This window comes from Planotetraspora mira, from assembly GCF_016863275.1.
GTDB lineage: Bacteria > Actinomycetota > Actinomycetes > Streptosporangiales > Streptosporangiaceae > Planotetraspora > Planotetraspora mira.
This window is the reverse complement of sequence record NZ_BOOO01000015.1, coordinates 285,419-308,430: the sequence shown is the minus strand read 5'-3', so window position 1 is coordinate 308,430 and position 23,012 is coordinate 285,419. Positions and strand designations below refer to the sequence as shown.

The 23,012-nt window shown below is 69.5% G+C and carries 20 protein-coding genes; 7 read left to right on the top strand and 13 right to left on the bottom strand.

What is annotated here, in order from left to right; all coding sequences use genetic code 11:
- Positions 1–414: 414 nt before the first annotated feature.
- Positions 415–1,593 (top strand): pentapeptide repeat-containing protein, encoded by a 1,179-nt coding sequence (locus Pmi06nite_RS14950; protein WP_203953561.1) that lies wholly within the window; start codon positions 415–417, stop codon positions 1,591–1,593.
- On the opposite strand, the gene Pmi06nite_RS14945 is transcribed toward Pmi06nite_RS14950, so the two are convergent.
- Positions 1,570–2,961: an NAD(P)H-quinone dehydrogenase gene (locus tag Pmi06nite_RS14945; RefSeq protein ID WP_203953560.1), complete on the bottom strand. Its 1,392-nt coding sequence runs from the start codon at positions 2,959–2,961 to the stop codon at positions 1,570–1,572. The two genes, Pmi06nite_RS14950 and Pmi06nite_RS14945, sit on opposite strands and share 24 nt — an antisense overlap.
- Positions 2,962–3,103: 142 nt before the next feature.
- On the opposite strand from Pmi06nite_RS14945, the gene Pmi06nite_RS14940 reads away from it, so the two are divergent.
- The 3 genes from Pmi06nite_RS14940 to Pmi06nite_RS14930 all read left to right on the top strand — a co-directional run bounded on the left by Pmi06nite_RS14940 (position 3,104) and on the right by Pmi06nite_RS14930 (position 6,123).
- The gene (locus Pmi06nite_RS14940) at positions 3,104–3,556 is read left to right on the top strand and encodes a gamma-glutamylcyclotransferase family protein (RefSeq protein WP_203953559.1); all 453 of its coding nucleotides are present in this window, start codon (positions 3,104–3,106) and stop codon (positions 3,554–3,556) included.
- 86 nt (positions 3,557–3,642) lie between these two features.
- On the top strand, positions 3,643–4,446 hold the full coding sequence (locus Pmi06nite_RS14935; protein ID WP_203953558.1) for a purine-nucleoside phosphorylase: 804 nt from the start codon (positions 3,643–3,645) through the stop codon (positions 4,444–4,446).
- 27 nt (positions 4,447–4,473) lie between these two features.
- Positions 4,474–6,123: a phospho-sugar mutase gene (locus Pmi06nite_RS14930; RefSeq protein WP_203953557.1), complete on the top strand. Its 1,650-nt coding sequence runs from the start codon at positions 4,474–4,476 to the stop codon at positions 6,121–6,123.
- Positions 6,124–6,129: 6 nt separating this feature from the next.
- On the opposite strand, the gene Pmi06nite_RS14925 is transcribed toward Pmi06nite_RS14930, so the two are convergent.
- The 4 genes from Pmi06nite_RS14925 to Pmi06nite_RS14910 all read right to left on the bottom strand — a co-directional run bounded on the left by Pmi06nite_RS14925 (position 6,130) and on the right by Pmi06nite_RS14910 (position 8,926).
- On the bottom strand, positions 6,130–6,729 hold the full coding sequence (locus tag Pmi06nite_RS14925; protein ID WP_203953556.1) for a PH domain-containing protein: 600 nt from the start codon (positions 6,727–6,729) through the stop codon (positions 6,130–6,132).
- A complete protein-coding gene (locus tag Pmi06nite_RS14920; protein ID WP_203953555.1) occupies positions 6,726–7,814 on the bottom strand; it encodes an adenosine deaminase in 1,089 nt (362 codons plus the stop codon). Before Pmi06nite_RS14920 ends, Pmi06nite_RS14925 begins: the two co-directional genes overlap by 4 nt.
- Before the next feature lie 79 nt (positions 7,815–7,893).
- Positions 7,894–8,247, bottom strand: a complete 354-nt coding sequence (locus tag Pmi06nite_RS14915) for a cupin domain-containing protein (RefSeq protein ID WP_203953554.1) — start codon at positions 8,245–8,247, stop codon at positions 7,894–7,896.
- Between the two features lie 13 nt (positions 8,248–8,260).
- Complete coding sequence (locus Pmi06nite_RS14910) at positions 8,261–8,926, bottom strand: AMIN-like domain-containing (lipo)protein (protein WP_203953553.1); 666 nt, start codon at positions 8,924–8,926, stop codon at positions 8,261–8,263.
- Positions 8,927–9,063: 137 nt separating this feature from the next.
- Here Pmi06nite_RS14910 and Pmi06nite_RS14905 point away from each other — a divergent pair, with 137 nt between their 5' ends.
- The gene (locus Pmi06nite_RS14905) at positions 9,064–11,310 is read left to right on the top strand and encodes an RNA polymerase sigma factor (protein ID WP_203953552.1); all 2,247 of its coding nucleotides are present in this window, start codon (positions 9,064–9,066) and stop codon (positions 11,308–11,310) included.
- Between the two features lie 60 nt (positions 11,311–11,370).
- Here the strand turns inward: Pmi06nite_RS14905 and Pmi06nite_RS14900 are convergent, their stop codons facing one another.
- Positions 11,371–12,786: an MFS transporter gene (locus Pmi06nite_RS14900; protein ID WP_203953551.1), complete on the bottom strand. Its 1,416-nt coding sequence runs from the start codon at positions 12,784–12,786 to the stop codon at positions 11,371–11,373.
- A 108-nt stretch (positions 12,787–12,894) separates the two neighbouring features.
- Between Pmi06nite_RS14900 and Pmi06nite_RS14895 the strand changes: the two genes are divergently transcribed.
- Positions 12,895–13,359 carry a MarR family winged helix-turn-helix transcriptional regulator gene (locus tag Pmi06nite_RS14895; RefSeq protein ID WP_203953550.1) on the top strand — a complete coding sequence of 155 codons (465 nt, stop codon included), beginning with the start codon at positions 12,895–12,897 and terminating at the stop codon, positions 13,357–13,359.
- Between the two features lie 9 nt (positions 13,360–13,368).
- Here the strand turns inward: Pmi06nite_RS14895 and Pmi06nite_RS14890 are convergent, their stop codons facing one another.
- The 7 genes from Pmi06nite_RS14890 to Pmi06nite_RS14860 form a co-directional block, all read right to left on the bottom strand.
- Positions 13,369–14,655: a thymidine phosphorylase gene (locus Pmi06nite_RS14890; RefSeq protein ID WP_203953549.1), complete on the bottom strand. Its 1,287-nt coding sequence runs from the start codon at positions 14,653–14,655 to the stop codon at positions 13,369–13,371.
- A gap of 8 nt (positions 14,656–14,663) precedes the next feature.
- Entirely contained in the window at positions 14,664–15,053 is a 390-nt protein-coding gene (locus tag Pmi06nite_RS14885) for a cytidine deaminase (protein ID WP_203953548.1), read from the bottom strand.
- On the bottom strand, positions 15,050–16,321 hold the full coding sequence (locus tag Pmi06nite_RS14880) for an ABC transporter permease (protein ID WP_203953547.1): 1,272 nt from the start codon (positions 16,319–16,321) through the stop codon (positions 15,050–15,052). The genes Pmi06nite_RS14885 and Pmi06nite_RS14880 overlap by 4 nt, the downstream gene beginning before the upstream one ends.
- Before the next feature lie 67 nt (positions 16,322–16,388).
- A complete protein-coding gene (locus Pmi06nite_RS14875) occupies positions 16,389–17,513 on the bottom strand; it encodes an ABC transporter permease (protein WP_203953546.1) in 1,125 nt (374 codons plus the stop codon).
- On the bottom strand, positions 17,510–19,045 hold the full coding sequence (locus tag Pmi06nite_RS14870) for an ABC transporter ATP-binding protein (protein ID WP_203953599.1): 1,536 nt from the start codon (positions 19,043–19,045) through the stop codon (positions 17,510–17,512). The genes Pmi06nite_RS14875 and Pmi06nite_RS14870 overlap by 4 nt, the downstream gene beginning before the upstream one ends.
- Positions 19,046–19,145: 100 nt before the next feature.
- A complete protein-coding gene (locus Pmi06nite_RS14865) occupies positions 19,146–20,180 on the bottom strand; it encodes a BMP family lipoprotein (protein WP_203953545.1) in 1,035 nt (344 codons plus the stop codon).
- A 190-nt stretch (positions 20,181–20,370) separates the two neighbouring features.
- The gene (locus Pmi06nite_RS14860; protein WP_239113908.1) at positions 20,371–21,393 is read right to left on the bottom strand and encodes a BMP family lipoprotein; all 1,023 of its coding nucleotides are present in this window, start codon (positions 21,391–21,393) and stop codon (positions 20,371–20,373) included.
- 350 nt (positions 21,394–21,743) lie between these two features.
- Between Pmi06nite_RS14860 and Pmi06nite_RS14855 the strand changes: the two genes are divergently transcribed.
- A complete protein-coding gene (locus Pmi06nite_RS14855; RefSeq protein WP_203953544.1) occupies positions 21,744–23,003 on the top strand; it encodes an AI-2E family transporter in 1,260 nt (419 codons plus the stop codon).
- Positions 23,004–23,012 lie beyond the last annotated feature (9 nt).

Genomic DNA, 23,012 nt, shown 5'->3' with positions numbered 1-23,012 from the left:
TTCCTCATCCGTGATCATGCACAGGTTCGTGATCAGCGCTTGCGACCGGCGCGTTCATGACACGTGATCATGCACGAGCCGGACGACGACGACCTGCCTGACGACGCTTGTGGCCTTGCACTCCATTCCAGGAGGGCAAGGCCACAAGTGTTTTACAAGCACGCAACCGGGGGCGCCTGCATGATCACAAAAGGCGACGACCCTGGTCAGCCACCCACCGGACGAATCCGTGCATGATCACGCATCGAGAATGCGCTGGTCAACGGCTAACTTCACGAACCTGTGCATGATCACGCGCAAAGAATGCGCCGGTCGGAGGGCATGATCCCGAACCTGTGCATGATCACGGTGGGGTGGGGGTGGAGGTTAAGATCGGGGTGGGAAAAACTCGGGGGGGTTGTTCAGGAGGCTCCTTTGCGTCGCATCACCCCCCTCATCGTCGCCGCGTTCCTCGCGATCGCCCCGGCGACGGCCGTACAGGCGTCCGCGGGGCCGTGCAAGCCCGGCAGCGGGCCCCACCTTCGCGGCAAGGACTTCACCGACGGTGCGCCCCTCCCCGCCGATCTGCGATGCGCGGACCTCACCAAGGCCAAGCTCGACGAGGTCGACCTGACCCAGAAGGACCTCACCGGCGCCATCCTGCGGGACGCCTCCCTCAAGGAGGCCGACCTGTCGCAGGTCCATGTGGAGTACGCCGATCTCCGGGGCGCCGACCTGAGTGACGCCGATCTCGGCCAGTTACGGGCGAAGCAGGCCGACTTCCGCGGGGCCGTCCTCATCGACGCGGAGGCCGGCCAAGCCGAGTTCCCGCACGCCGACCTGACCGAGGCCGTCCTCACCAGGATCGTGCTGACCCAGGCCGACCTCACCGACGCCGACCTCAAGGACGCCGACCTCCGGGGCGCCGAGCTCGGCCAGGTGAAGGCTCGTACGGCGGACTTCACCCGAGCCCGGCTGCGGGACGCCACGTTCGACCAGGCCGAGCTGCAGTACGCCGTGTTCAAGGACGCCGATCTCGAGAAGGCCCAGTTCACCCAGGCCAACCTCCAGGGGGCCGACCTTCGGGGCGCCGGCGTCAAGGACGCGACCTTCGTACAGGCCGACGACCTCAACCTCACCGGGACGCGCGGCTCGGCCGAAGACGTCCCCGACGACGCCATCCTGCCCACCGACGCCGGCAACCCGCTCACCGGCGTGCTCGCCGGGTCGGGACAAGGCCCGTCCACCCCCGTGGTCCTGATCGTCCTCAGCGCGCTCGGCCTGGGAGCGACGCTCATGATCTGGGGGGCAGCCCACCGGCACCGGCGACGCTCCTCGGCGGAGTACGCGATCGCCCGCCGGGCGGCGGAGGAGGACGTCACCCGGTTCGGAGAGGAGATCGACGCGCTGGACTTCGAGATGAAGATCAGCCGGCTGAGCGGTCCCAGCGCCGAATGGCAGACGGCCCTCGACGCCTACGAAGCCGCCAAGCGGTCGCTGCTCATCGCGCAGACACCACAGGAGCTCCAAGGCGCCGCCGCGGCCGTACGGCACGGGCGGCAGGCTCTGGAGGCGGCCAGGAGATCGGTGTCAGATGTCCACCGACAGGGGTGACGTGAGACGCCGGGCCGCCTCGGGGATCGAGCCCGACAGGGAGGGATACACCGCGAAGGTGTGAGCGAGCTGGTCGACGGTCAGCCGGTGCTGCACGGCGACGGACAGGGCGAAGATCAGCTCGGACGCCCTGGGCGCGACCACGACGCCGCCGAGGACGATGCCCGTGTTCGGCCGGCAGAACAACTTGACGAAGCCGTCGTTGAAGCCCTGCATCTTGGCCCTGGCGTTGGTGGCGAGAGGCAGCTTGACGACGTTGGCCTCGATCTCGCCGCTCTCGATCTGCTTCTGCGACACGCCGACGGCGGCGATCTCCGGGTCGGTGAAGATGTTGGAGGCGACCGTCGCCAGCCTGATGGGCTGAACCGCCTCGCCGAGCGCGTGCCAGACGGCGATCCGGCCCTGCATGGCCGCCACGGAGGCGAGCATCTGCACGCCGGTGCAGTCGCCGGCCGCGTAGACGCCCGGCGCCGACGTCCTGGAGACCTTGTCGACCTCGATGAAGCCGTTCTTGTCCAGGCGCACGCCGTTGTCCTCCAGCCCGATCCCCGCGGTGTTGGGGATCATGCCGACGGTCATCAGGCAGTGGGTGCCCTCGGCGGTCCTGCCGTCCTCCAGCGTGACGACCACGCCGTCCTCGGTGCGCTTGACCGACGCGGCCCGCGAGCGGCCCATGACGTTCATGCCGCGGCGGCGGTAGACCTCTTCGAGGACCTCCGCGGCGTCGGCGTCCTCGTTCGGCATCATGCGGTCGCGGGAGGAGACCAGCGTCACCTCGGAGCCGAGCGACTGGTAGGCGCCGGCGAACTCGGCGCCGGTCACCCCGGAACCGACGACGATGAGGTGCTCGGGAAGCTCCTTCAGGTCGTACAGCTGCCGCCAGCTCAAGATGCGCTCTCCGTCGGGCTCGGCGCCCGGGAGGACACGCGGGTGGGCCCCGGTGGCCACGATGACGACGTCCGCCCGGATCGTCCGGTCGCCGGCGCGGACCCGCTGGGGATCGACCAGCCGGCCGTCGGCCCTGACGACCTCCACGCCCTCGGCGGCGAGCCGGGCGGCGATGTCTCCGGACTGCGCCTGGGCCAACTCCTTGACGCGCCTGTTCACCAGGGGCATGTCCGCGGTGACCCCGCCGACGTCGCCGTCCTCGCCACCGCTGAAATACACCCCGAGGGAGGACGCGTCGAGCAGCGCCTGCTTGCGGACGGATGTGGCGATCAAGGTCTTCGACGGCACACAGTCGGTCAGCACGCAGGCCCCTCCGGGGCCCTCCCGCTCGACCACTGTGACCTGTGCTCCCAGTTGCGCGGCGACGAGCGCCGCCTCATACCCTCCGGGACCGCCGCCGATGATCACGATTTTCGTCACGCCGTCCATTCTTCCGCATCCCGCCGGGCTCCTCCCGAAGAGGGGCGCGTAACCACCCGACTACGTGGATTTCTCCCCCTGACCGGGTGTCCCGGCGCTCTCTTCGTTCAACTTTCGGGATCTTGGATTAATCTTGTGTGCCGTGCCTGTTTACGCCGCCTATGGCAGCAACATGGACCCGAAACAGATGGCTGAGCGTGCTCCGCACTCGCCCGTGCGCGGCACCGGCTGGCTATCCGGCTGGCGACTGACGTTCGGCGGGGAGGACGTCAGCTGGGAGGGCGCGCTCGCCACGATCGTCGAAGACGCCGACGACCAGGTCTTCGTCGTCCTGTATGACGTCCCCGAGTGGGACGAGGGGTCCCTCGACAAGTGGACGGGCACCGAGTTGGGCTACTACCGCAAGGTACGGCTCCGCGTCGCCACGCTGGACGGTGACGTGCTGGCCTGGTCCTACGTGCTCGACTCCTACGAGGGGGGCCTGCCCTCGGCGCGCTATCTCGGCATCCTGGCCGACGCGGCGGAGAAGGCGGGCGCTCCCGACGACTACGTCGGCGCGCTGCGGGCCCGCCCGTGCAAGTCCCTCGGCGACTGATGCCGTCACCGGCCGTGAGGCGTTCGTGACGACCATCGCGAGGTGTCCTGGTCGGGGCGCTTCGTACCTTCTGTACGCTCACTAAAGTGACCAACGACGCTTACGGCTTGGCGGCAGAGGCCGCGACCACGCTGAGGAATCTCACCGACACCGGGTCCTTCGATGTGGCCATCGTCCTCGGATCCGGCTGGGTGCCGGCCGCGGACGCCATCGGCGAGACCGTCGCCGAGTTCCCCGTGACCAAGCTGCCCGGCTTCACGCCCCCCTCCGTCGCGGGGCACGCCGGCACGTTGCGGGCCGTACGCACCGCGGCCGGGCTCAACGCGCTGATCTTCCTCGGCCGCACGCACCTCTACGAAGGCAGAGGCGTCGAGCCGGTCGTCCACGGAGTCCGTACGGCTGTCGCGGCCGGAGTACGCACGGTCGTGCTCACCAACGCGGCAGGCGGGCTCCGCCCCGAGACGCAGAGCGTCGGCGAGCCGGTCCTGATCAGCGACCACATCAACCTGACCGGGAGCAACCCGATCACCGGCGCCACCTTCGTCGATCTCACCGACGTCTACACGCCGCGCCTGCGGGAGCTCGCCCGGGAGGTGGACCCGTCGCTGGCCGAGGGCGTCTACGTGGCGTTCCGCGGCCCGACCTACGAGACCCCGGCCGAGATCCGCATGTTGCGCACGCTGGGCGGCGACCTGATCGGCATGTCGACGGTCCTCGAGGCGATCGCCGCGCGCGAGGCCGGCGCCGACGTGCTGGGCGTTTCGCTAGTCACCAACCCGGGCGCCGGTCTCGTCGGCGAGCCGCTCAACCACGAGGAGGTCCTCGAGGTGGGCCGTGCCACCGCGGCCCGCATGGGCGGGCTCCTCGCCAAGGTCGTCGACAAGCTGTAGCCCGCTCCCTCGCACTGGAGAACGACGTTGACCTCCACCGACTTCGTACGGCCGGCTCTCGAGTGGCTCGGCCAGGACCCCGACCCCGGCACCCGGGCGGAGCTCGAGGAGATCCTCCGCCGGGAGGATCACGCCGAGCTGGCGGAGCGGTTCGGGGCCAAGCTGGAGTTCGGCACCGCGGGTCTCCGCGGGGAATTGGGCGCCGGGCCCAACCGGATGAACCGGGTCACCGTCATGCGGGCCGCCGCCGGGCTGGCCCGCGTGCTGGGGCCGGGCAAGCACGTGGTCGTCGGCTTCGACGCCCGGCACAACTCGGACGTCTTCGCCGCCGACACCGCCGCGGTGCTGACCGGCGCGGGCCTGCGGGCGTCGGTCATGGAGAGCCACTGGCCGACGCCGGTGCTGGCCTTCGCCGTGCGGCATCTCGGCGCGGACGCGGGCGTCATGGTCACCGCCTCGCACAATCCGCCGCGTGACAACGGCTACAAGGTCTACTGGGGCGACGGGGCGCAGATCGTGCCGCCGATCGACGCCGAGATCTCCGAGGCCATCGACGCGGTCGGCCGTGTCGACGCGCTGCCGCTGGGCGAGGGTTGGACGACGCTGGGATACCAGGACATCGTCGAGCCGTACCTCGACGCGGTGACATCGCTCCCGATCGGGGAGGCCCGCGAGTTGTCGATCGCCTACACCCCGCTCCACGGCGTGGGCGGGCAGGTCCTCTCCGACGCCATGGTCAGGGCGGGTTTCAAGGCGCCGGTGATGGCGGAGCGGCAGGCTCTGCCCGATCCGGAGTTCCCCACGGTGTCCTTCCCCAACCCGGAGGAGCCGGGCGCGATGGACCTCGCGCTCGAGCTGGCCGCCAGTTCCGGCGCCGACCTCGTGCTGGCGAACGACCCCGACGCCGACAGGTGCGCCGTCGGCACGCCGCTGCCCGAAGGCGGCTACCGCATGCTCACCGGCGACGAGGTGGGCGGCCTGCTCGCCGAGCACGTGCTGAAAAGCACGTCGGGCGACGGCCGTCTCGTGGCCACGTCCATCGTCTCCTCTTCGCTGCTCGGGAAGATCGCCGCGGATCGCGGCGTCGGGTACGCCGAGACCCTCACCGGATTCAAGTGGATCATGAAGGCGGGGCCGGGGCTCGTCTTCGGCTACGAGGAGGCCCTCGGGTACAGCGTCGGCTCGGACGCGGGCCTGCCCGTCCACGACAAGGACGGCATCGGGGCCGCGCTCGCCGTGGCCGGTCTGGCCGCCCAGGCGAAGCGGGACGGCAGGACGCTCACCGACCTGCTCGACGACCAGGCCCGCCGCCACGGCCTGCACGCGACCGCCCAGCTCTCCGTCCGGGTCGACGACCTGTCGCTGATCACCGATGCGATGGCGCGACTGCGGGCCGTACCCCCCGCCGAACTGGCGGGCCGTGCGGTGGAGTCGGCCGAGGACCTGGCGGAGGGGGTGGCCGGCCTACCGCCGACCGACGGCCTCCGCTATCACCTCTCCGGGGACGCCCGCGTCGTCGTACGGCCGAGCGGAACCGAGCCGAAGCTCAAGTGCTATCTGGAGATCGTCATCCCCGTGGAGGACGGCCCCGAGGGCGGCGTGACCGCCGCGCGGGCTCGAGCCGTACGGGACCTCGACGCCCTCAAGAAGGACCTGGCCGCCGTGTTGGGGCTGTAGCCGGCGTCAGATCGTCGCGACGATCGTCACCACGACGAGCACGACGGCCGCGGCCACGGCGGCGAGCGAGGACGGCGACCAGGCCACCCTCGTCTCACCCGACGATTCGGCGGCGCGGGAGACGCTCATCTCCGTCAACTGCAGCGCCACCCAGTCGGCATGTGTGCGACCGGCCAGCAACTCGGCGGCCGCCTGCTCGCCCTTGGAGACGTTCGCCTCCATGACCGGCTTCCTGCCTCGCTCGGCCCGCCGGGCGGCCTTGGCCCGCTCACGGGCCGTGGCCTGCGGCGTCCAGCAGCGGATGGTCGTGTGACCCGACTCGATGATGATCGAATGGGTGACCAGCACCTCGCCGACGTCGCTCCAGGGGATGTAGATGTTCCTGAGCGGGTTGCGGATGCGGACGCCTCCCGCCTCGGCCACGATCGCGGGGCGGAGCGCCAGCAGGAACACGAGTGCGGTGATGACGCCCAGCGCCGCTCCCGCGATCAGAGCCGAGGGCATCGAGCCGTGGCGGGTGAGGTCCCAGACGTTCCAGGCGACGAACACCAGCCAGACCCAGCCGAACAGCCAGGCCACCTTGGACCGGAAGATCTGCTGGTTCACCCGCGCCGCGCCATCTGGGCGAAGCCCGGCTTGATCACATCGTTGATCAGCGCGAGCCGCTCATCGAAGGGGATGAAGGCCGACTTCATCGCGTTGACCGTGAACCACTGCAGGTCGTCCCAGTCGTAGCCGAACGCGTCGACCAGCGAGGCGAACTCCCTCGACACGCTGGTGTCGCTCATCAGCCGGTTGTCGGTGTTGACGGTGACGCGGAAGTGCAGTCGCCGCAGCAGCCCGATCGGGTGCTCGGCGATCGACGCGGCGGCCCCCGTCTGCACGTTGGACGCGGGACACATCTCGAGGGGGATCCGCTTGTCGCGCACGTACGCGGCCAGCCTGCCGAGCTTGGCCTCGCCGTCTCCGGACACCGCGACGTCGTCGATGATGCGGACGCCGTGCCCCAGGCGGTCGGCGCCGCACCACTGGATGGCCTGCCAGATCGAGGGCAGTCCGAACGCCTCGCCCGCGTGGATGGTGAAGTGCGCGTTCTCCCGCTGCAGGTACTCGAACGCGTCGAGGTGCCGTGTGGGCGGGTAGCCCGCCTCGGCGCCGGCGATGTCGAAGCCGACCACGCCGACGTCGCGGTAGCGCACGGCCAGTTCGGCGATCTCCATCGACCTCGCCTGGTGCCGCATCGCGGTGAGCAGCGTGCCGACCCGGATCCGCGGCCGGCCGTCCGGGCCCGCCGATCCCACCCGGAAGCCCTCGAGCACGGCCTGCACGACCTCGTCGAGGCTGAGCCCGCTGGAGGTGTGCAATTCCGGGGCGTACCTGACCTCGGCGTAGACGACGCCGTCGTCGGCCAGGTCCTGCGCGCACTCCGCGGCGACCCTCTCCAGCGCCTCACGCGACTGCATGACCCCGACGGTGTGCGTGAAGGTCTCCAGATAGCGCTCGAGCGAGCCCGAGTCGGAGACCTCACGGAACCACGACGCGAGCCCGTCCACGTCGGTGGTGGGCAGCGTGTGGCCGCAGTCGCGGGCCAGGTCGACGATCGTCGACGGACGGAGACCGCCGTCCAGGTGGTCGTGCAGCAGCACCTTGGGGACCGCGCGGATCTCCTCAAGAGTCGGCAGCCGGCTCATGCGCCCTCCTCGCTCCCGTCACTCATCCCCCAACCCTACCGTCGCGCACATAGGCGATCTTGCAGGGTATGACGGGAAATCAGTCGTCTCGGTTGGCCGTCTCCGGCGAGAAGGCCGGAAGGCAGATGGCGACGTATTCGGCGCCGGAAGGGCCCGAACTGTACCGGATCTTCTCCCCCGCGTCACTGGCGAACGCCTGGCCCGCCTCCACGAGCGTGGTGCCCTCGGCGTGCTCGACGATCACCGATCCCTTGAGGACCACGGTGTACTCGGCGAAACCCGGCGTCTGCGCCGGCTCCTCCCAGCCGGGGGGCGCCACCATGTGCGCGATGGACACCTGGTCGTCGCCGCTGTTCACGCGGCCGAAGTACTCATCTATCAGCTTGCCGCCGGGCACGGGGACGCGTGCCGGCGCATCGATCTTCCTGACCATGCCGTCCAGTGTGTCAGTGCGCCACGTCGACCACGAGGCGGGTCGGCGATGACTGCTCGATCACGCGGAATCCGGCCTTGTGCTTGAGCACGAGTCCGACGCCCACCACGCCTTCGAAGTCACCGGTCTTGACGACGTGGGTGACGTTCGGCAACTTGACGGCGACCTCACGCGGGCCCTTCCACGTCGGCTGGCCGGCCTCGTTGTGCGCGTAGGCGGGGAACAGCGTGATCTGGAGATACGCACCACCCTTGATCTTGACGACGGCTCCCGACCCGTCCTGGACAAGCTTGGGCACCCAGTTGACCGAGTAGCCGGTCCTCGCCCCCGCGAGGTCGACGACGACGCGGTCGAAGGTCGCGTGGCGCGCGTACCTGACTCCAGTGACCGTGGGAGGGGGCGCGGGGGAACGTTCCACGCTGATCGGCTTCGTCGAGGTCGGCGGTGGCGCGTCTGCAGGTTGGGACGGCGTGACCGGCGTGACCGACGGAGTCGGCGTGGCCGGCGTGACCTCGGTGGGTGACGCGACGGGCCCGGCGCCGTCCGTGGCCGGGGAACCTGGGGCTGACGCGGCCGGCGTCCCCGCCGGGGAGGGCGGGGACGACGACCCCGACGCGGTGCCACCGCAGGCCACGAGGCCGGCGAGGGGCAGCGTCGCGAGGACGAGACGGGTCTTCATGGCGAGGGCTCTCTTTCTGCTGATCCTGACTCATTAGACGTGATGATCAAGCGCTCGGTTCGGGAATCTGCCACGAAACATGGTCTGAGCAGCAAAGATCAGCTATATGCTTTCCCGGCTAGAAAGCGAGGAAAGCCGTGAATGTCCCCCCCGGTGCCCGGCCCTTCCCGAGTTCTCCGACGAGGGCGGCCGCCAGGGACCTCCCCGGCTTCGACGCCTTCGTCGCGGACCACTCCCCGGCTCTCGCCCGTACGGCGTTCCTGCTCACCGGTGACGGCACGGCGGCACGCCGTCTCGTCGTCGCGGCCGTCACCAAGGTCGGGAACCGGTGGAACACCCTGCGGTGGTCGTCCCCCGCCCGGGCCGCGCTGAGAGAGCTGTTCGGGGCCTACCTCACCCGCCCGCCACAGGCCCCGCCGATCGTGAACCGGCCTTCGAGCGGAGACGCGGCGCGCGAAGGTGCGGGCCTCCACGCCGGGCCGCAGGGCCCGGACGGCCGGATCCTCACACTCCAGGTGTCCGAGGCGATGAGGGTGCTGACCCCCCGTCGCCGTGCCCTGATCGTGGCGCGCTTCCACGAGGGACTGCCCGTGGAACACGCGGCCGTGCTGTGCCAGATGGACGTCCGGACGGCCTGGACCGAGATCGCCGCCGCCCTGTCCGAGCTGAAGGGGCGCCTTCCCGCCCTCGCGGCCGCCTCCGATGCGGCTCCGGCCCCCGGTACTGCTCCGACTTCAGGCACGGCTCCGGCTTCAGGTCCTACTCCGGCCTCGGATACGGCTCCGGCCCCCGATGAGGCTGCGGTTTCCGCCGCTCCCGACACCTCGGGACCCCCTGCCCGGCGGGACGAGGGCGAGACCCCCGAGCCGCAGGATCCGAGGCCGGAGGCCCCGGCCGCCGCTCCCTCCACGGCGTGGACGCCTCCACCGCCTCAGAGCACGTCCTGGACGGCGCCCGAGGCCCACAGCACGTCCTGGGCGCCGCCCGAGCCGCAGAGCGCCCCGGCATCGCCCGCCCCCTCATGGGCGCCCCAGAGGCCCCTCAGCAGCCCGCACGGCACACCCCTCAACCCGTCACCGGCGGCCACACCGGAGGCGAGGCCTTACTCGACGCCGCACCCGGCGCCATCCGTGACACCGTTCAGGGGACCCCAGGCGGCCGAGGACCCGGCGCACGAGGCGTTGCGGCGCCACCTCGCGCTGCTCGCCGCCGAGTCCCCCGCCGTCGACGTCCCCGGTGTCACCGGGGAGATCCTCCGTACGGCACGGCGTCGTCGCACGCGGCGACGCATCCGGGCCACGATCGCCGGCGTCGCGGCGGCGGGGCTCGTGGGCGTCGGCGTCATCGCGGGGATGTCCGCCCTGATCGGCGGGATCCAGGACGGCGCCCGCCGCGCCGACCCCGGCCTGCAGGCCCTCGGAGACGGCGGCGACCCTCAGGACCAGCAGGCCCAGGACGTGCCCCGCGTGCTGGACTACAGCATCCCCAACCCGTTCCGGTACGCCTACCGCCCTTACTGCGACCCCGACGACTCGGAGTCCGCCGACTACGGCGACTGCAGGAGTTGGCGCGTGGTGAGCACCGGGTTCGACGAGTGGCGGATCCCCGATGCGGACACCCGTTCCGACCGGACGCTGTTCGCGATGAGCGCGGACGGCGCCCGCCTGGCCTACTACGACACCTCGGCCGACGCGGTGGTCATGGTGAGCCGTGACGATACGACGCCGGAGCTCACCGACCTCATCTCGGACGTCGACAAGGTGGACTTCGACACCGAACTGGACTTCTCGCCCGCCGGCCGGTGGCTGGCCGTCGGCTACGGACAGGGCGAGGGCGCGCCCCGGCCCCGGCTGCACGACTTCACCACGAACCGGTCCTGGTCCCTGCCGCGATACCTGAATCTCCTGGCCGTGTCCGACGACGGTACGGTCACCGCCACGATGACGGGCGATGTGCTGAACGAGCCCGGCCACGTCCACACCACCACCCTCGTCCGGATGCGGCCGGACGGTCATGTGCTGAGCCGCATGCGCGTGGAGCCTGAACTGTTCGACAGCGGTGGGGCGCTGTCCGGCGACGGCAAGGTCCTCGCCGTCGCCGTGGAGCCGGCCCATCCGAGCGGCTACGGGCAGAACCGGGTGGTCACGCTCGACGCGCGCACCGGAAAGGTCCGCACCCTGACCGAGGCCGCTCTTCCGAAGTACTCCTACATCGATGAGATCCAGGGCTGGGTCAACGATCGCGAGGTGCTCGTCGACGTCTCAGACGATGACGACGGCTACTACACCTACATCGTCGACGTGAGCACGGGCGCCGCCCGCGAGGTCACCGGCACGGAGTCGTACGACGCCGTCGAGGTCTGGGCCGCAGGAACACTCGGCTAGCCACACGAGAAGGGGGCGCCCCGGAACCGGGACGCCCCCACATTCAAGCGATCAGCCCGATCAGACCATCTCGAAGACCTTCTCGTCCGCGGTGGTCGCCGTACGGGACCGGAACCGCACTCCCGTCAGGGCGACGACGAGGCCGATGAGGCCGAAGACGACCGACACCGTGATCGCCGCCCGGAAACCCGCGATCGGGTCGGCCTGCGTGCCCGACGTCAGCACGGCGGTGACGACCGCCAGGACGACGGCGCCGCCGACCTGCCCCGAAGTGTTGAGCAGACCCGAGGCGAGGCCCTGCTCCTCGTCGCGGACCCCGTTCGTGGCCTGGATGTTGAGCGCCGGGAAGGTCAGCGCGAACGCGATGCCGAGCAGGACCATGCCGGGCAGCACCATCGTGGCCAGGCTGGGGTGCTCGTCGATCCTGAGGAACTGCACGTAACCGGCGATCAGGGAGAGCGTCCCCAGGGCGATCAGCGGTGCCGTGCCGAACCGGTCGGCCAGTTTGCCCATCTTCGTCGAGGTGATCGCCACCAGCAGGCCCGCGGGCAGGAAGGCCAGGGCGGTGTGCAGGGCGCTCCACCCGAGCAGGTTCTGGAAGTACTGCATGGCGACGAACTGGAAGCCGACGTACGAGCCGAACAAGATCACGAGCCCGATGTTCGCCCGGACGAGCGGCGCCGAACGCAGGATGCCGAGGCGGACCAGAGGATGCCTGACCCGGCGCTCCACCACCACGAACGCGACGATCAGGACGACCACTCCGACGACGGACAGCACCGTGCGCAGCACGCTGACCTGCGGTGCCTCCACGACGGTGAAGACCAGGAGCAGCATGGCCGCCGTGATGGTGGCGGCGCCCAGGAGGTCGTGACCGCCTTCGCCGCGCTCCTCGCCACGACTGAGCAGGCGCAACCCTGCGATGAGGGCGATGATCGCGATGGGCACGGGCATGAGGAAGGTCCAGCGCCAGCCGATCTCCGTCAGCAGGCCCGACAACACGAGGCCCAGCGAGAATCCACTGGCGCCGCAGGCGGAGAAGATACTCAGCGCCCGGTTGCGCGCGGGCCCCTCGGCGAAGGTCGTGGTGATGATGGAAAGGGCGGCCGGAGCCGTGAAGGCCGCACTGATGCCCTTCACGAAGCGGGCGGCGATCAGCAGGGTTCCGTCGTTCATCAGCCCGCCGAGCAGCGACGCGACGGCGAAGACGGCCAGGGCGGTGAGGAACACCCTGCGACGGCCGAGCAGGTCGGCGGTCCGGCCCCCGAGAAGCAACAGGCCGCCATAGCCCAGCACGTAGCCGCTCACCACCCACTGCAGCGACGAGGTGGTCATGCCGAGGTCGGACTGGATGGAGGGCAGGGCCACGCCCACCATGGAGACGTCAAGAGCATCGAGGAACAGGACGACACAGAGGACGGAGAGGGCACCCCACAGGCGCGCCCCCCAGCGCTCATCCTTAACAGGAGGGGTCATGTGAGAGAAGGTACATGCACATGCATTGATTGCACAAACATTTAATGCGTTTGCATATATTGCACAATCATGGTATGTTCGCGCGCAGAGAGGCGGTCTGGAAGACGCATGGACGACACCGACTTCGTGGTTATGGCATGGCGTGAGCTGCTCGCCCGGCACGCGCAGGTCTCGTGCGCGCTGGATCGCGAGCTCGGCGACAAGCACGGGCTCGGGGTGAGCGAGTTCGAGGTGCTCGACCGGATGGCCGAGGCCAGGAGCTGCGGCGACGACACGGCCAAGTTCAAGTTCCGGGTGCAGGAGCTGGCCGACCAGGTCCACCTCAGCCAGAGCGCGATGTCGCGGCTGATCGCCCGCCTGGAGCGCGAGGGCCTTGTCGCCCGGGCGATGTGCGCCGACGACCGGCGGGGCGTGTTCGTGCAGATCACCGAGGAGGGTCTCCGGCGGCAGGCCGAGGCCGCCCCGACTCACCGGGCCGTCCTCAGCTCAGAGCTCTCCCCGCACCTCGCGAACGTGCGATGCCTGGAGAACGAGGACGAGCGCAGCGACTCCGCGCCCGTCCTGTCCGCCTGACGGCGACGGCTACGCGGTGATCCGGTCGATGACCAGGGGAAGCAGGTCGGCGTCGCCGTCCTCGCCGATCGCGTAGGCGCCTTCCAGCGCCTCGAGCGCCCGCTCGAACCTCGCGGTCTCGTCCGCGTGCAACGTCATGAGCGGCTTGCCCTTGGTGACGACGTCCCCCGGCTTGGCGTGCAACGTGACGCCCGCCCCGGCCGACACCGGATCTTCCTTGCGGGCCCGTCCGGCGCCCAGCCTCCAGGCGGCGACACCGACGGCCAGCGCGTCCAGCTTCGACAACACCCCCGACTCGGGCGCGGCGATCTCGACGAACTCGGCCGCCTTGGGGAGGACCGCGTCCGGATCGCCCCCCTGCGCGCTGATCATGCGCCGCCAGGCGTCCATCGCCGAGCCGTCCTTCAGCGCCTCCTCGGGGTCCTTCGCGCCGCGCACGCCGGCGGCCTCCAGCATCTCCCGTGCCAGCCGCACGGTCAGCTCCACCACGTCGGAGGGGCCGCCTCCGGCGAGGACCTCGACCGACTCCTCGACCTCCAGGGCGTTGCCCACGGCGTACCCCAGGGGCCGGTCCATGGCGGTCAGCAGGGCGACGGTCCGCACACCCGCGTCGGTGCCGAGCTCGACCATCGTCCGCGCCAGTTCCCTGGCGTCGTCCACGTTCTTCATGAACGCGCCGGATCCCGCCTTCACGTCGAGCACCAGGGACCCGGTGCCTTCGGCGATCTTCTTCGACATGATCGACGAGGCGATCAGCGGGATCGACTCGACGGTGCCGGTGACGTCCCGCAGCGCGTACAGCTTCTTGTCCGCGGGCGCCAGCCCGCTGCCGGCCGCGCAGACGACCGCTCCGGCCGCGCGGATGACCGCCAGCATCTCGTCGTTGGACAGGGACGCGCGCCAGCCGGGGATGGACTCCAGCTTGTCCAGCGTGCCACCGGTGTGGCCGAGCCCGCGGCCGGAGAGCTGCGGGATGTAGGCGCCGCACGCCGCCACGAGCGGGGCCAGCGGCAGGGTGATCTTGTCGCCGACCCCGCCGGTGGAGTGCTTGTCCGCGGTGGGCCGGTCGAGGACGGACCAGTCCATCCGCTCCCCCGACCGGATCATGGCCTGGGTCCAGTCCGCGATCTCCCGGCGGTCCATCCCGTTGAGCAGGATCGCCATCAGCAACGACGACATCTGCTCATCGGCCACCGCGCCACGCGTGTACGCGTCGATCACCCAGTCGATCTGGGCGGTGGACAGCGCGCCACGCTCCCGCTTGGTGATGATGACGTCGATCGCGTCGAAACCCATGCTTCCCCCTATCGCGAAAGGTCGTCGGGGCCGAAGGCGAACGGCACCAGTTCCGCGAGCCGCCACGGCCCCTCCGGCGTCTCCACCAGCAACTCCGGTCCGCCGTGCTCGAAGAGCAGCTGACGGCAGCGGCCGCACGGCATCAAAAGCTCGCCGTGGCCGTCCACACAGGTGAACGCCACGAGCCGCCCGCCGCCGGTCGCGTGCAACGCCGAGACGAGCCCGCATTCCGCGCACAGCCCGAGGCCGTACGACGCGTTCTCGACGTTGCACCCGGTGACGACACGTCCGTCGTCGACGAGCGCGGCGGCGCCCACAGGGAACTTGGAGTACGGCGCGTACGCCTTCGCCATGGCCTGTCTGGCCTCGGCGTGGAGTGTCTCCCAGTCGATGGTCATGTCGTCTGCCCCCTCCGGTACGGAATGCCGTCGGCGGCCGGCGGACGCAGCCGTTGCGAGGCCAGCGACAACACCAGCAGCGTGGTCAGGTAGGGGGTGAACGAGGTGAACTGCTCGGGCACCGTGTCCGTCACCGCGAACACCACGTAGACCACGACCGCGCCGATCCCCGTGATCAGCGCCGCCTTGTTGCGCCCCTGCCGTACGAGCTGGTAGACCGCCACGGCGGCGAGCAGCAGCGCGACGACGAGCAGCAGCGCGTGGACCGAGGTCCCGCCCTGCCGGAGCTGCAGCGCGTCGGTGTATCCGAACAGCGCCGCGCCTCCGGCGAGGCCTCCGGGCCGCCAGTTGCCGAAGATCATGGCCGCGAGGCCGATGTATCCGCGGCCGCCGGTCTGCCCATCACGGTAGATACCCGCGGCCACGATCGACAGGAACGCGCCGCCCAGTCCGGCGAGGCCGCCGGAGAAGAGCACCGCGATCCACTTGTACAGGTAGACGTTGACGCCGAGGGACTCGGCGGCGACGGGCCGCTCTCCGACCGACCGCACGCGGAGGCCGAACGCGGTGCGCCACAACACGTAGTACGTCAGCGGCACGAGCAGGATCGCCAGGATCGTGAAGGCGGACACGTTCTGCGTGAGCCCCCGCAGCAACCCGGCGAAGTCGGAGAGCACGAACCAGTGCTTCGCCTCGAGCGTCCGCAACGGATCCCCGATCCCCGGGATGCTCAGCGTGCTCATCGGGGGGACCGGCGGCGACTGCTTGGCACCGCCGCCCGGCATGCCGTCGAAGACGAGCTTGGACAGGTACTGGGTGAAGCCGACGCCGACGATGTTGATCGCCACACCGGAGATGATGTGGTCCACGCCGAAGGTGACGGTCGCGACGGCGTGGATCGCACCGCCCAGCGCGCCGCCGATCGCGCCCGCGACGACCCCGGCCCAGGGGTTGTCGAACTGGAGGGCGCCCCAGGCTCCGAACCAGGTGCCGAGGATCATCATGCCTTCGAGGCCGATGTTGACCACGCCGGCCCGCTCGGACCACAGGCCGCCGAGGGCCGCCAGCCCGATCGGCACGGCCAGGCCGAGCGCCGCGCTGACGGTGCCGCCCGAGGTGATGTCGTTCGCCCCCGTGACCACGCGGGCGATGGACAGCAGCACGATGAGGGCCACGACGCCGAGCAGCAACATCGGGAAGGTCAGCTTGAACCGCCGGTTCGGCGGTGCCTCCACGGGACGGCCCGCGGCGAGGTCCGTCGCGCTCATGCGCTCTCCTCGATGAGCGATCCGGCGCCGCTCACCGGCCGCCGGCAGTGTTGTGTGGGTCGCTGGCTCATGCCGCGGCACCTTCCGCCTGCTGGGGGGTGGCCAGCTCTCGGCTGACCCGCCGTTGCTCCGCCACGATGCGGTACCGATGGACCAGCTCGTACGCGATGATCACGGAGAGCACGATCACTCCCTGCATGATCGCCACGATCTCCTTGGAGATGTCGAGCAACTGGAGCGTGTCGGACGAGTTGTCCAGGAAGCTCCACAGCAGCGCGCCGATCGCCATGCCCACCGCGTTGTTGCGGCCGAGCAGGGCGATCGCGATGCCGGTGAATCCGAGGCCCGTGGGGAAGTTGGTGCTGTACTTGTACGACGCGCCCAGAAGCTCCGGCATGCCGATCAGTCCCGCGACCACGCCGGAGACGACCATCGTGACGACGATCATCTTCTTGACGCTGATCCCGCTGGCGATCGCCGCCGACTCCGACTGTCCCGTGGCCCGAAGCTCGAACCCGAACCGGGTGCGGTTCAGCAGGACGTAGTAGGCGATGCCGAGAATGATCGCCACCACGACGAAGCCGGTGACCTGCAACTGGGTACCGGGGATGAGCGCCATGCCCGGCACGCGGGAGTCCTGGGGGATCTCCTTCGTGGCGAGTTCGTTGCCCTTGAGCACACCGAAGTAGTTGGTCACCAGCCATGAGCCGATGCCGGTGGCGATGGAGTTGAGCATGATCGTCGAGATGACCTCGCTCACGCCGCGCGTCACTCTCAGCAGGCCCGCGATCGCGGCCCAGAGCGCGCCCACGACCACCGCGACCACGACGATCAGGATGATGTTGAGCACGCCGGGGAGCAATGCGGCTCCGCCGACGCCCGCCGCCACCACCGCGGCGAGGCGGTACTGACCGTCCACACCGATGTTGAACAGGTTCATCCGGAAGCCGATGGCGACGGCCAGGGCCGAGATGTAGTACTCGGTGCCCGTGTTGACGATCACGGCCATCGTCCGTGGCTGGGCGCCGTACTGCGCGAGGGCGTTGAACGTCTCCAGCGGAGGCTTGCCCGTCGCGAGAAGCACGATAGAGGTGATCACCACTGCGAACAGGACGGCGAGGAGCGGGGCGACCAAGGCCAGCCAGCCGCCCAGCTTCACTCGTCCGAGTAGCCGGTCGAGAAAGGTGCTCATGCGCCCTCCCCGGCGCCCGTCATGGCCGAGCCGAGACGCTCGGGAGTCACGGAGGTCGGGTCGATGTCCGCGACGATCCTTCCGCGAAGGATCACCTTGAGTGAGTCGGACAGGCCGATGAGCTCGTCGAGGTCGGCCGAGATCAGCAGCACGGCGAGACCGGCGGCACGTGCCGTCCGGAGGTGGTCCCAGATCGCCGCCTGTGCGCCCACGTCGACGCCGCGCGTCGGGTGGCTGGCGATCAGCAGGACGGGATCGCCGCTCATCTCCCGGCCCACGATGAGTTTCTGCTGGTTGCCGCCGGACAGTGCGGCCGCGTCCACCTCGATGCCCGGAGTGCGGACGTCGTAGGCGTCGACGATTCTGCGGGTGTCCGCCCGTGCGCCGGCGCGATCGACCCAGACGCCCTTGGAGTTGGGCCGGCGAGTCTGGTGACCGAGGATCCGGTTCTCCCAGAGCGGCGACTCGAGCAGCAGCCCGTGCCGGTGCCGGTCCTCCGGGATGTACCCGATGCCCGCCTCCCGCCTCTTCAGCGTGGACCACTGGCTGATGTCCTCGCCGGCGAGGGTGATGGTCCCGGTCGATCCGGCACGCATCCCCATGATCGCTTCGACGAGCTCCGCCTGGCCGTTGCCCTCGACACCCGCGATGCCGAGCACCTCGCCCTTGCGGATGTCGAACGTGGCGCCGTCGACGATCGTCCGTCCCGCGGCCGTCCGGACGGTCAGGTCCCGTACGGCGAGCGCCACCACGTCGGTGACGGTCGACTCCCGGGTCTCCGGACTGGGGAGCTCACTGCCGACCATGAGCTCGGCGAGCCGCCGGGCGGTCACGTCCTTGGGGTCGACCGTGGCGACGGTCGTGCCGCGCCGGATCACGGTGATCGCGTCCGCGACGCGGAGCACCTCGTCGAGCTTGTGGGAGATGAAAAGGATCGTGAGACCCTCGCGGACCAGTCCTCGGAGGTTGTCGAAGAGCTCGTCGACCTCCTGGGGCACGAGGACGGCGGTCGGCTCGTCGAGGATGAGGATGCGGGCTCCGCGGTAGAGGACCTTGAGGATCTCCACGCGCTGCCGGGCGCCGACTCCGAGTTCTTCGACGGGGAGGTCGGGCTCGATCGCGAGGCCGTACGCGTCGGAGATCTCTTTGATCTTCTTGCGGGCCGCGCGGAAGTCGACCGCGACGCCGCCTCGGCGGGGCTCGCTGCCGAGGATGACGTTCTCGAGCACGGTGAGGTTGTCGGCCAGCATGAAGTGCTGGTGGACCATGCCGATCCCGTGGGAGATGGCGTCACCGGGCGTGTGGAAGGTGACGGGCGACCCGTCGACCTTGATCTCACCCTCGTCCGGACGCTGCATGCCGTAGAGGATCTTCATGAGCGTGGACTTGCCTGCGCCGTTCTCCCCGACGATGGCGTGGATCCGGCCCTTCGCGACCTGCAGATCGATGTCTCGGTTCGCGACGACTCCGGGGAATCTCTTGGTGATCCCGGCAAGCTCTACAGCAGGTTCTGTGGCGGTCGCGGTGGAAATGGCGGCCTCCTCCTTGCGGAGTGCCTGGTGACGGACATTGTTTTGTGACAGTAGACCAAGGGGCCCGGGGCTGTGCCCGCGGGCCCCGCTACAGCGCAGGTCAGGAAGAGGGAACCGTGATCTCGCCGCTGATGATCTTCTGCTTGAACTCGTCGATCTGCGACTTGATGTCGTCGAGCTGGCCACCGGTCGTGGAGTAGTCGACACCGCCGGCCTTGAGGTCGTAGACGGCGGGGCCTTCCTTGACCGTACCGGCCACGAAGTGCTGGAGGAAGTCGAAGACCGCGACGTCGACCTTCTTGATCATGGAGGTCATGATGACGTCCTTGACCCCGCTGTAGGCCGGGAGGGCGGCCTGGTCGGAGTCGACGCCGATCGCGAGGGCGCCCGCGGCCTTGGCCGCGTCGAAGACACCGCCGCCCGAGCCGCCCGCCGCCTGGTAGACGATGTCGGCACCGGCGTCGTACATGCCCTCGGCCGCGGTCTTGCCCTTGGCCGGGTCACCGAAGCCGCCGAAGTCCGGGGGCTGGGTCAGGTACTTCGACTGGATCTTGATGTCCGGCTTGACCGCCTTGGCGCCGGCCTCGTAGCCCGCCTCGAACTTGTGGATCAGCGGGACGTCGACGCCGCCGACGAAGCCGATGTTGCCCTTCTTCGACTTGATCGCGGCCGCCGCGCCGACCAGGAACGAGCCCTGCTCCTCGGCGAACAGCAGGTTGGTGATGTTCGGGGCCGCGACCGGGTCGTCGACGATGGCGAACTTGGTGTCGGGGAACTCCTTCGCCACCTTCCCGAGCGGCGCGGAGTAGGCGAAGCCCACCGCGATGACGGGGTTGTACCCGCCGGAGGCGAGCAGGCGGAGGCGCTCCTCCTTCTGGGCGTCGGTCTCGCCCTGGGTCGCCTCCAGTTCCTTCTTCTCGACCTTGAGCTCGGTCACGGCCTTGTCCAGGCCGGCGGCGGCGGCGTCGTTGAACGACCCGTCCCCACGACCGCCGATGTCGTATGCGAGACCCACCTTGACCGCGGAGGCGGCAGGCGCCGAGGCGCCGGGGGTGGCTGCCGATGTCGTGCTGTCACTACCTCCACACGCGGCGGCGGCCATGAGCATGGCCCCCGCTGCAGTGGCGGCGGCCATCTTGCTAACTCGATTGCGGAGCAAGGTGTAACTCCCCTTCCGTGTCCGCGCCGTCAAACTTCCGGTGCACGCACGCAGAACGCACGGCAACCCTGCACGGAAGATAGTTGTTTGACCTGCATAGACCAAACCAGCACACAAGTCCGCAATAGGTCCGTTATGCAGCTCACGCCGCCCCGTGACCAGGAGGTCAGGCCGCACGCACCTTGATCTTGCCGACGATGATCTCCTGCTTGAGCTCCTCGAGCCGTGGCTGGATGTCCCGGATGTGGCCTCCGGTGGTCGAGTAGTCCACACCGCCCAGCCTCAGATCGTAGACAGTCGGACCCGCCTTCACCGTCCCGTCCATGATGTTCGCGAGGTAGTCGTAGACGGCCACGTCGACCTTCTTCACCATCGACGTCAGGATGTTGCCGCGCACCTCGGGGTCGGCCGTCATCGCCTGGTCCGAGTCGACGCCGATGGCCCACGCCTGGTGCTCCTTCGCGGCCTCGAACACACCGGCGCCCGATCCGCCCGCGGCCTGGTAGACGACGTCCGCCCCGGCGTCGTACATGCCCTGGGCGGCCAGCCGGGCCTTGGCCGGGTCGTTGAACCCGGTGAGGTCGGGCGGCTGGGTCAGGTACTTCACCGCGACGGTGTAGCCCGGCCTGATGTACTTGACCCCCTGGGTGAAGCCGTACTGGAACTTCTTCACCAGCGGCGACTCGACGCCGCCCACGAAGCCGACGTGCCCCGTGCGCGACTTCAGCGCGGCGGCCGCGCCCACCAGGAACGAGCCCTGCTCCTCGGCGAACAGCAGATTCGAGATGTTCGGCCCCCTGGCCATCGTGTCGTCCACAATGGCGAAGCGGGTGTCACGGAAATCGGGGGCGACCTTTTTCATCGGCTCCGAATAGGCGTAGCCCACCGCGATGATCGGGCTGTATCCCGCCTCCGCCAGAACGCGCAACCGTTCGGCCTTCTGCGCGTCCGTCTCCCCGGGAGTCGCCGTCAGTTCCTTCACCGTCCGGAGGCCGAAGCTCCTTTTGGCGTCGTCGAGCCCGGCCGCGGCGGCGTCGTTGAACGACTGGTCCCCGCGACCGCCGATGTCGTACGCCAGCCCCACCCTCATCGAGGTGGCGTCCGAACCGGAGGAGCCGGGCGGTTTGCCACCGCACGCGGCGGCGGCCACGACCAGCACTCCGGCCGTCAGCACGGCGATCGACCGCAAGAGACCTCCCTCATTGACATTGACCCACTAATGTGGCTTATGTCGGGTAAGAGATAACTAGCGACCAATACAATGTTTGTCCAATTTTGTGAACTTTATTCCGAATTTGTGGACAACCTCATGCCGGCCACGCCACCGGCGTCACACTCTTCACCTGAGGCCGCTTTCCATCGCCGTACGGCGGCGGCGGCCGTGATGAGCCCGTTATCGGCCATTCTCGCGTTTCTCATCGGTCGTCGCCGCGGAATCCGGACCGCACCCGGACCGCACCCGGACCGCATCGACCATCCCGTCCCCGGTGGAACGCCCGTCTGGGGGTAGGCGAGGCGTCGACGAGAGGAAGTGCCGCCATGGCGGACGAGAACGCCACCGGCAGGGGAGCGAATCCGGCCGACAGCACTCCCCCGAAGCACATGGAGAGCGGCCCCGGGCAGTCCGCGACGGACAGGACCGTCAAGGACAGGACGGCCACGGCCAGGGCCCCAGAAGACAGGACCACAGAGGACAGGACCGTGGAGGCGGCGATCGTCACCGCGGACGCCGTCTCCGACGACGACCGGCCCTTCGGCAGACTCGGCCGCCCGTTCAACCGCCGTTCGCCGTTCTTCGTCGGGATGGCCGGCGCCGCCGGGGTCGCGGTCACGTACGCCCTGATCCAACTGGTGATCAACTCCCGCGACGTCCTGGTGCTGATCGGGCTCGCGATGTTCCTGGCGATCGGCCTCAACCCGGCGGTGGAATGGCTGGTGGACAGGCGCCTGCCCCGCTGGGCGGCGGTGACCGCCATCGTGCTGGCGACACTGGGACTGGCCGGCGGCTTCCTGGCGCTGGCCATCCCCGCCCTGGTCGACCAGGGCGGCCAGTTCGCCAAGCAACTCCCGGGCTACCTGCACAGCCTGCAGGACAAACACTCGCTGCTGGGAAGCCTCAACCAGCGCTTCCAGGTGGAAAAGCGCATCACGGCGCTGACGACGTCCGGGACCGGGCTCTCCCTGGCGGGCGGCCTGCTGGGCGCCGGCCGCATCGTCCTGAGCACCGCGGCGTCCTTGTTCATCGTCTGCGTGCTGATGATCTACTTCCTGGCGGACCTGCCGCGCATCACCAACACCGTCTACCGGTGCATCCCGCACTCCCGCCGGCCCAGGGCCATCCTCATCACCAACGAGGTGCTGATGAAGGTGGGCGCGTACGTGCTGGGCAACCTGATCACCTCGGTGATCGCCGGTGTGACCACCTTCCTCTGGCTGGTGATCTTCGGGGTGCCCTACCCGGCGCTCCTGGGGCTGTTCGTCGCCCTCATCGACCTCGTGCCGGTGGTGGGGTCCACGATCGGCGGAGTGGTCGTCTGCCTCGTGGCGCTGCTCGTCTCCCTCCCGGTCGCGCTCGCCACGCTGGGCTTCTACATCGCCTACCGGTTCGTGGAGGACTACCTGATCGTCCCCAAGATCATGGGGAGGGCGGTCAACGTGCCCGGAGTCGTCACGGTTCTGGCCGTCCTCATCGGCGGAACCCTGCTCGGCATCGTCGGCGCACTGATCGCCATCCCCGTCGCGGCCGCCATCCGGCTGCTCCTCAACGAGATCGCCTTCCCGCGCCTCGACCGGTCGTGACCGCCCGGC

What these genes read in the sequence shown, in the direction of transcription:
- Pmi06nite_RS14910 (WP_203953553.1), bottom strand. Translation starts at nt 8,926, where the DNA reads ATGAAGACCCGTCTCGTCCTCGCGACGCTGCCCCTCGCCGGCCTCGTG.
- Pmi06nite_RS14855 (WP_203953544.1), top strand. Translation starts at nt 21,744, where the DNA reads ATGGCGGACGAGAACGCCACCGGCAGGGGAGCGAATCCGGCCGACAGC.
- Pmi06nite_RS14880 (WP_203953547.1), bottom strand. Translation starts at nt 16,321, where the DNA reads ATGAGCGCGACGGACCTCGCCGCGGGCCGTCCCGTGGAGGCACCGCCG.
- Pmi06nite_RS14865 (WP_203953545.1), bottom strand. Translation starts at nt 20,180, where the DNA reads ATGGCCGCCGCCACTGCAGCGGGGGCCATGCTCATGGCCGCCGCCGCG.
- Pmi06nite_RS14895 (WP_203953550.1), top strand. Translation starts at nt 12,895, where the DNA reads ATGGACGACACCGACTTCGTGGTTATGGCATGGCGTGAGCTGCTCGCC.
- Pmi06nite_RS14885 (WP_203953548.1), bottom strand. Translation starts at nt 15,053, where the DNA reads ATGACCATCGACTGGGAGACACTCCACGCCGAGGCCAGACAGGCCATG.
- Pmi06nite_RS14915 (WP_203953554.1), bottom strand. Translation starts at nt 8,247, where the DNA reads ATGGTCAGGAAGATCGATGCGCCGGCACGCGTCCCCGTGCCCGGCGGC.
- Pmi06nite_RS14875 (WP_203953546.1), bottom strand. Translation starts at nt 17,513, where the DNA reads ATGAGCACCTTTCTCGACCGGCTACTCGGACGAGTGAAGCTGGGCGGC.
- Pmi06nite_RS14900 (WP_203953551.1), bottom strand. Translation starts at nt 12,786, where the DNA reads ATGACCCCTCCTGTTAAGGATGAGCGCTGGGGGGCGCGCCTGTGGGGT.
- Pmi06nite_RS14920 (WP_203953555.1), bottom strand. Translation starts at nt 7,814, where the DNA reads ATGAGCCGGCTGCCGACTCTTGAGGAGATCCGCGCGGTCCCCAAGGTG.
- Pmi06nite_RS14890 (WP_203953549.1), bottom strand. Translation starts at nt 14,655, where the DNA reads ATGGGTTTCGACGCGATCGACGTCATCATCACCAAGCGGGAGCGTGGC.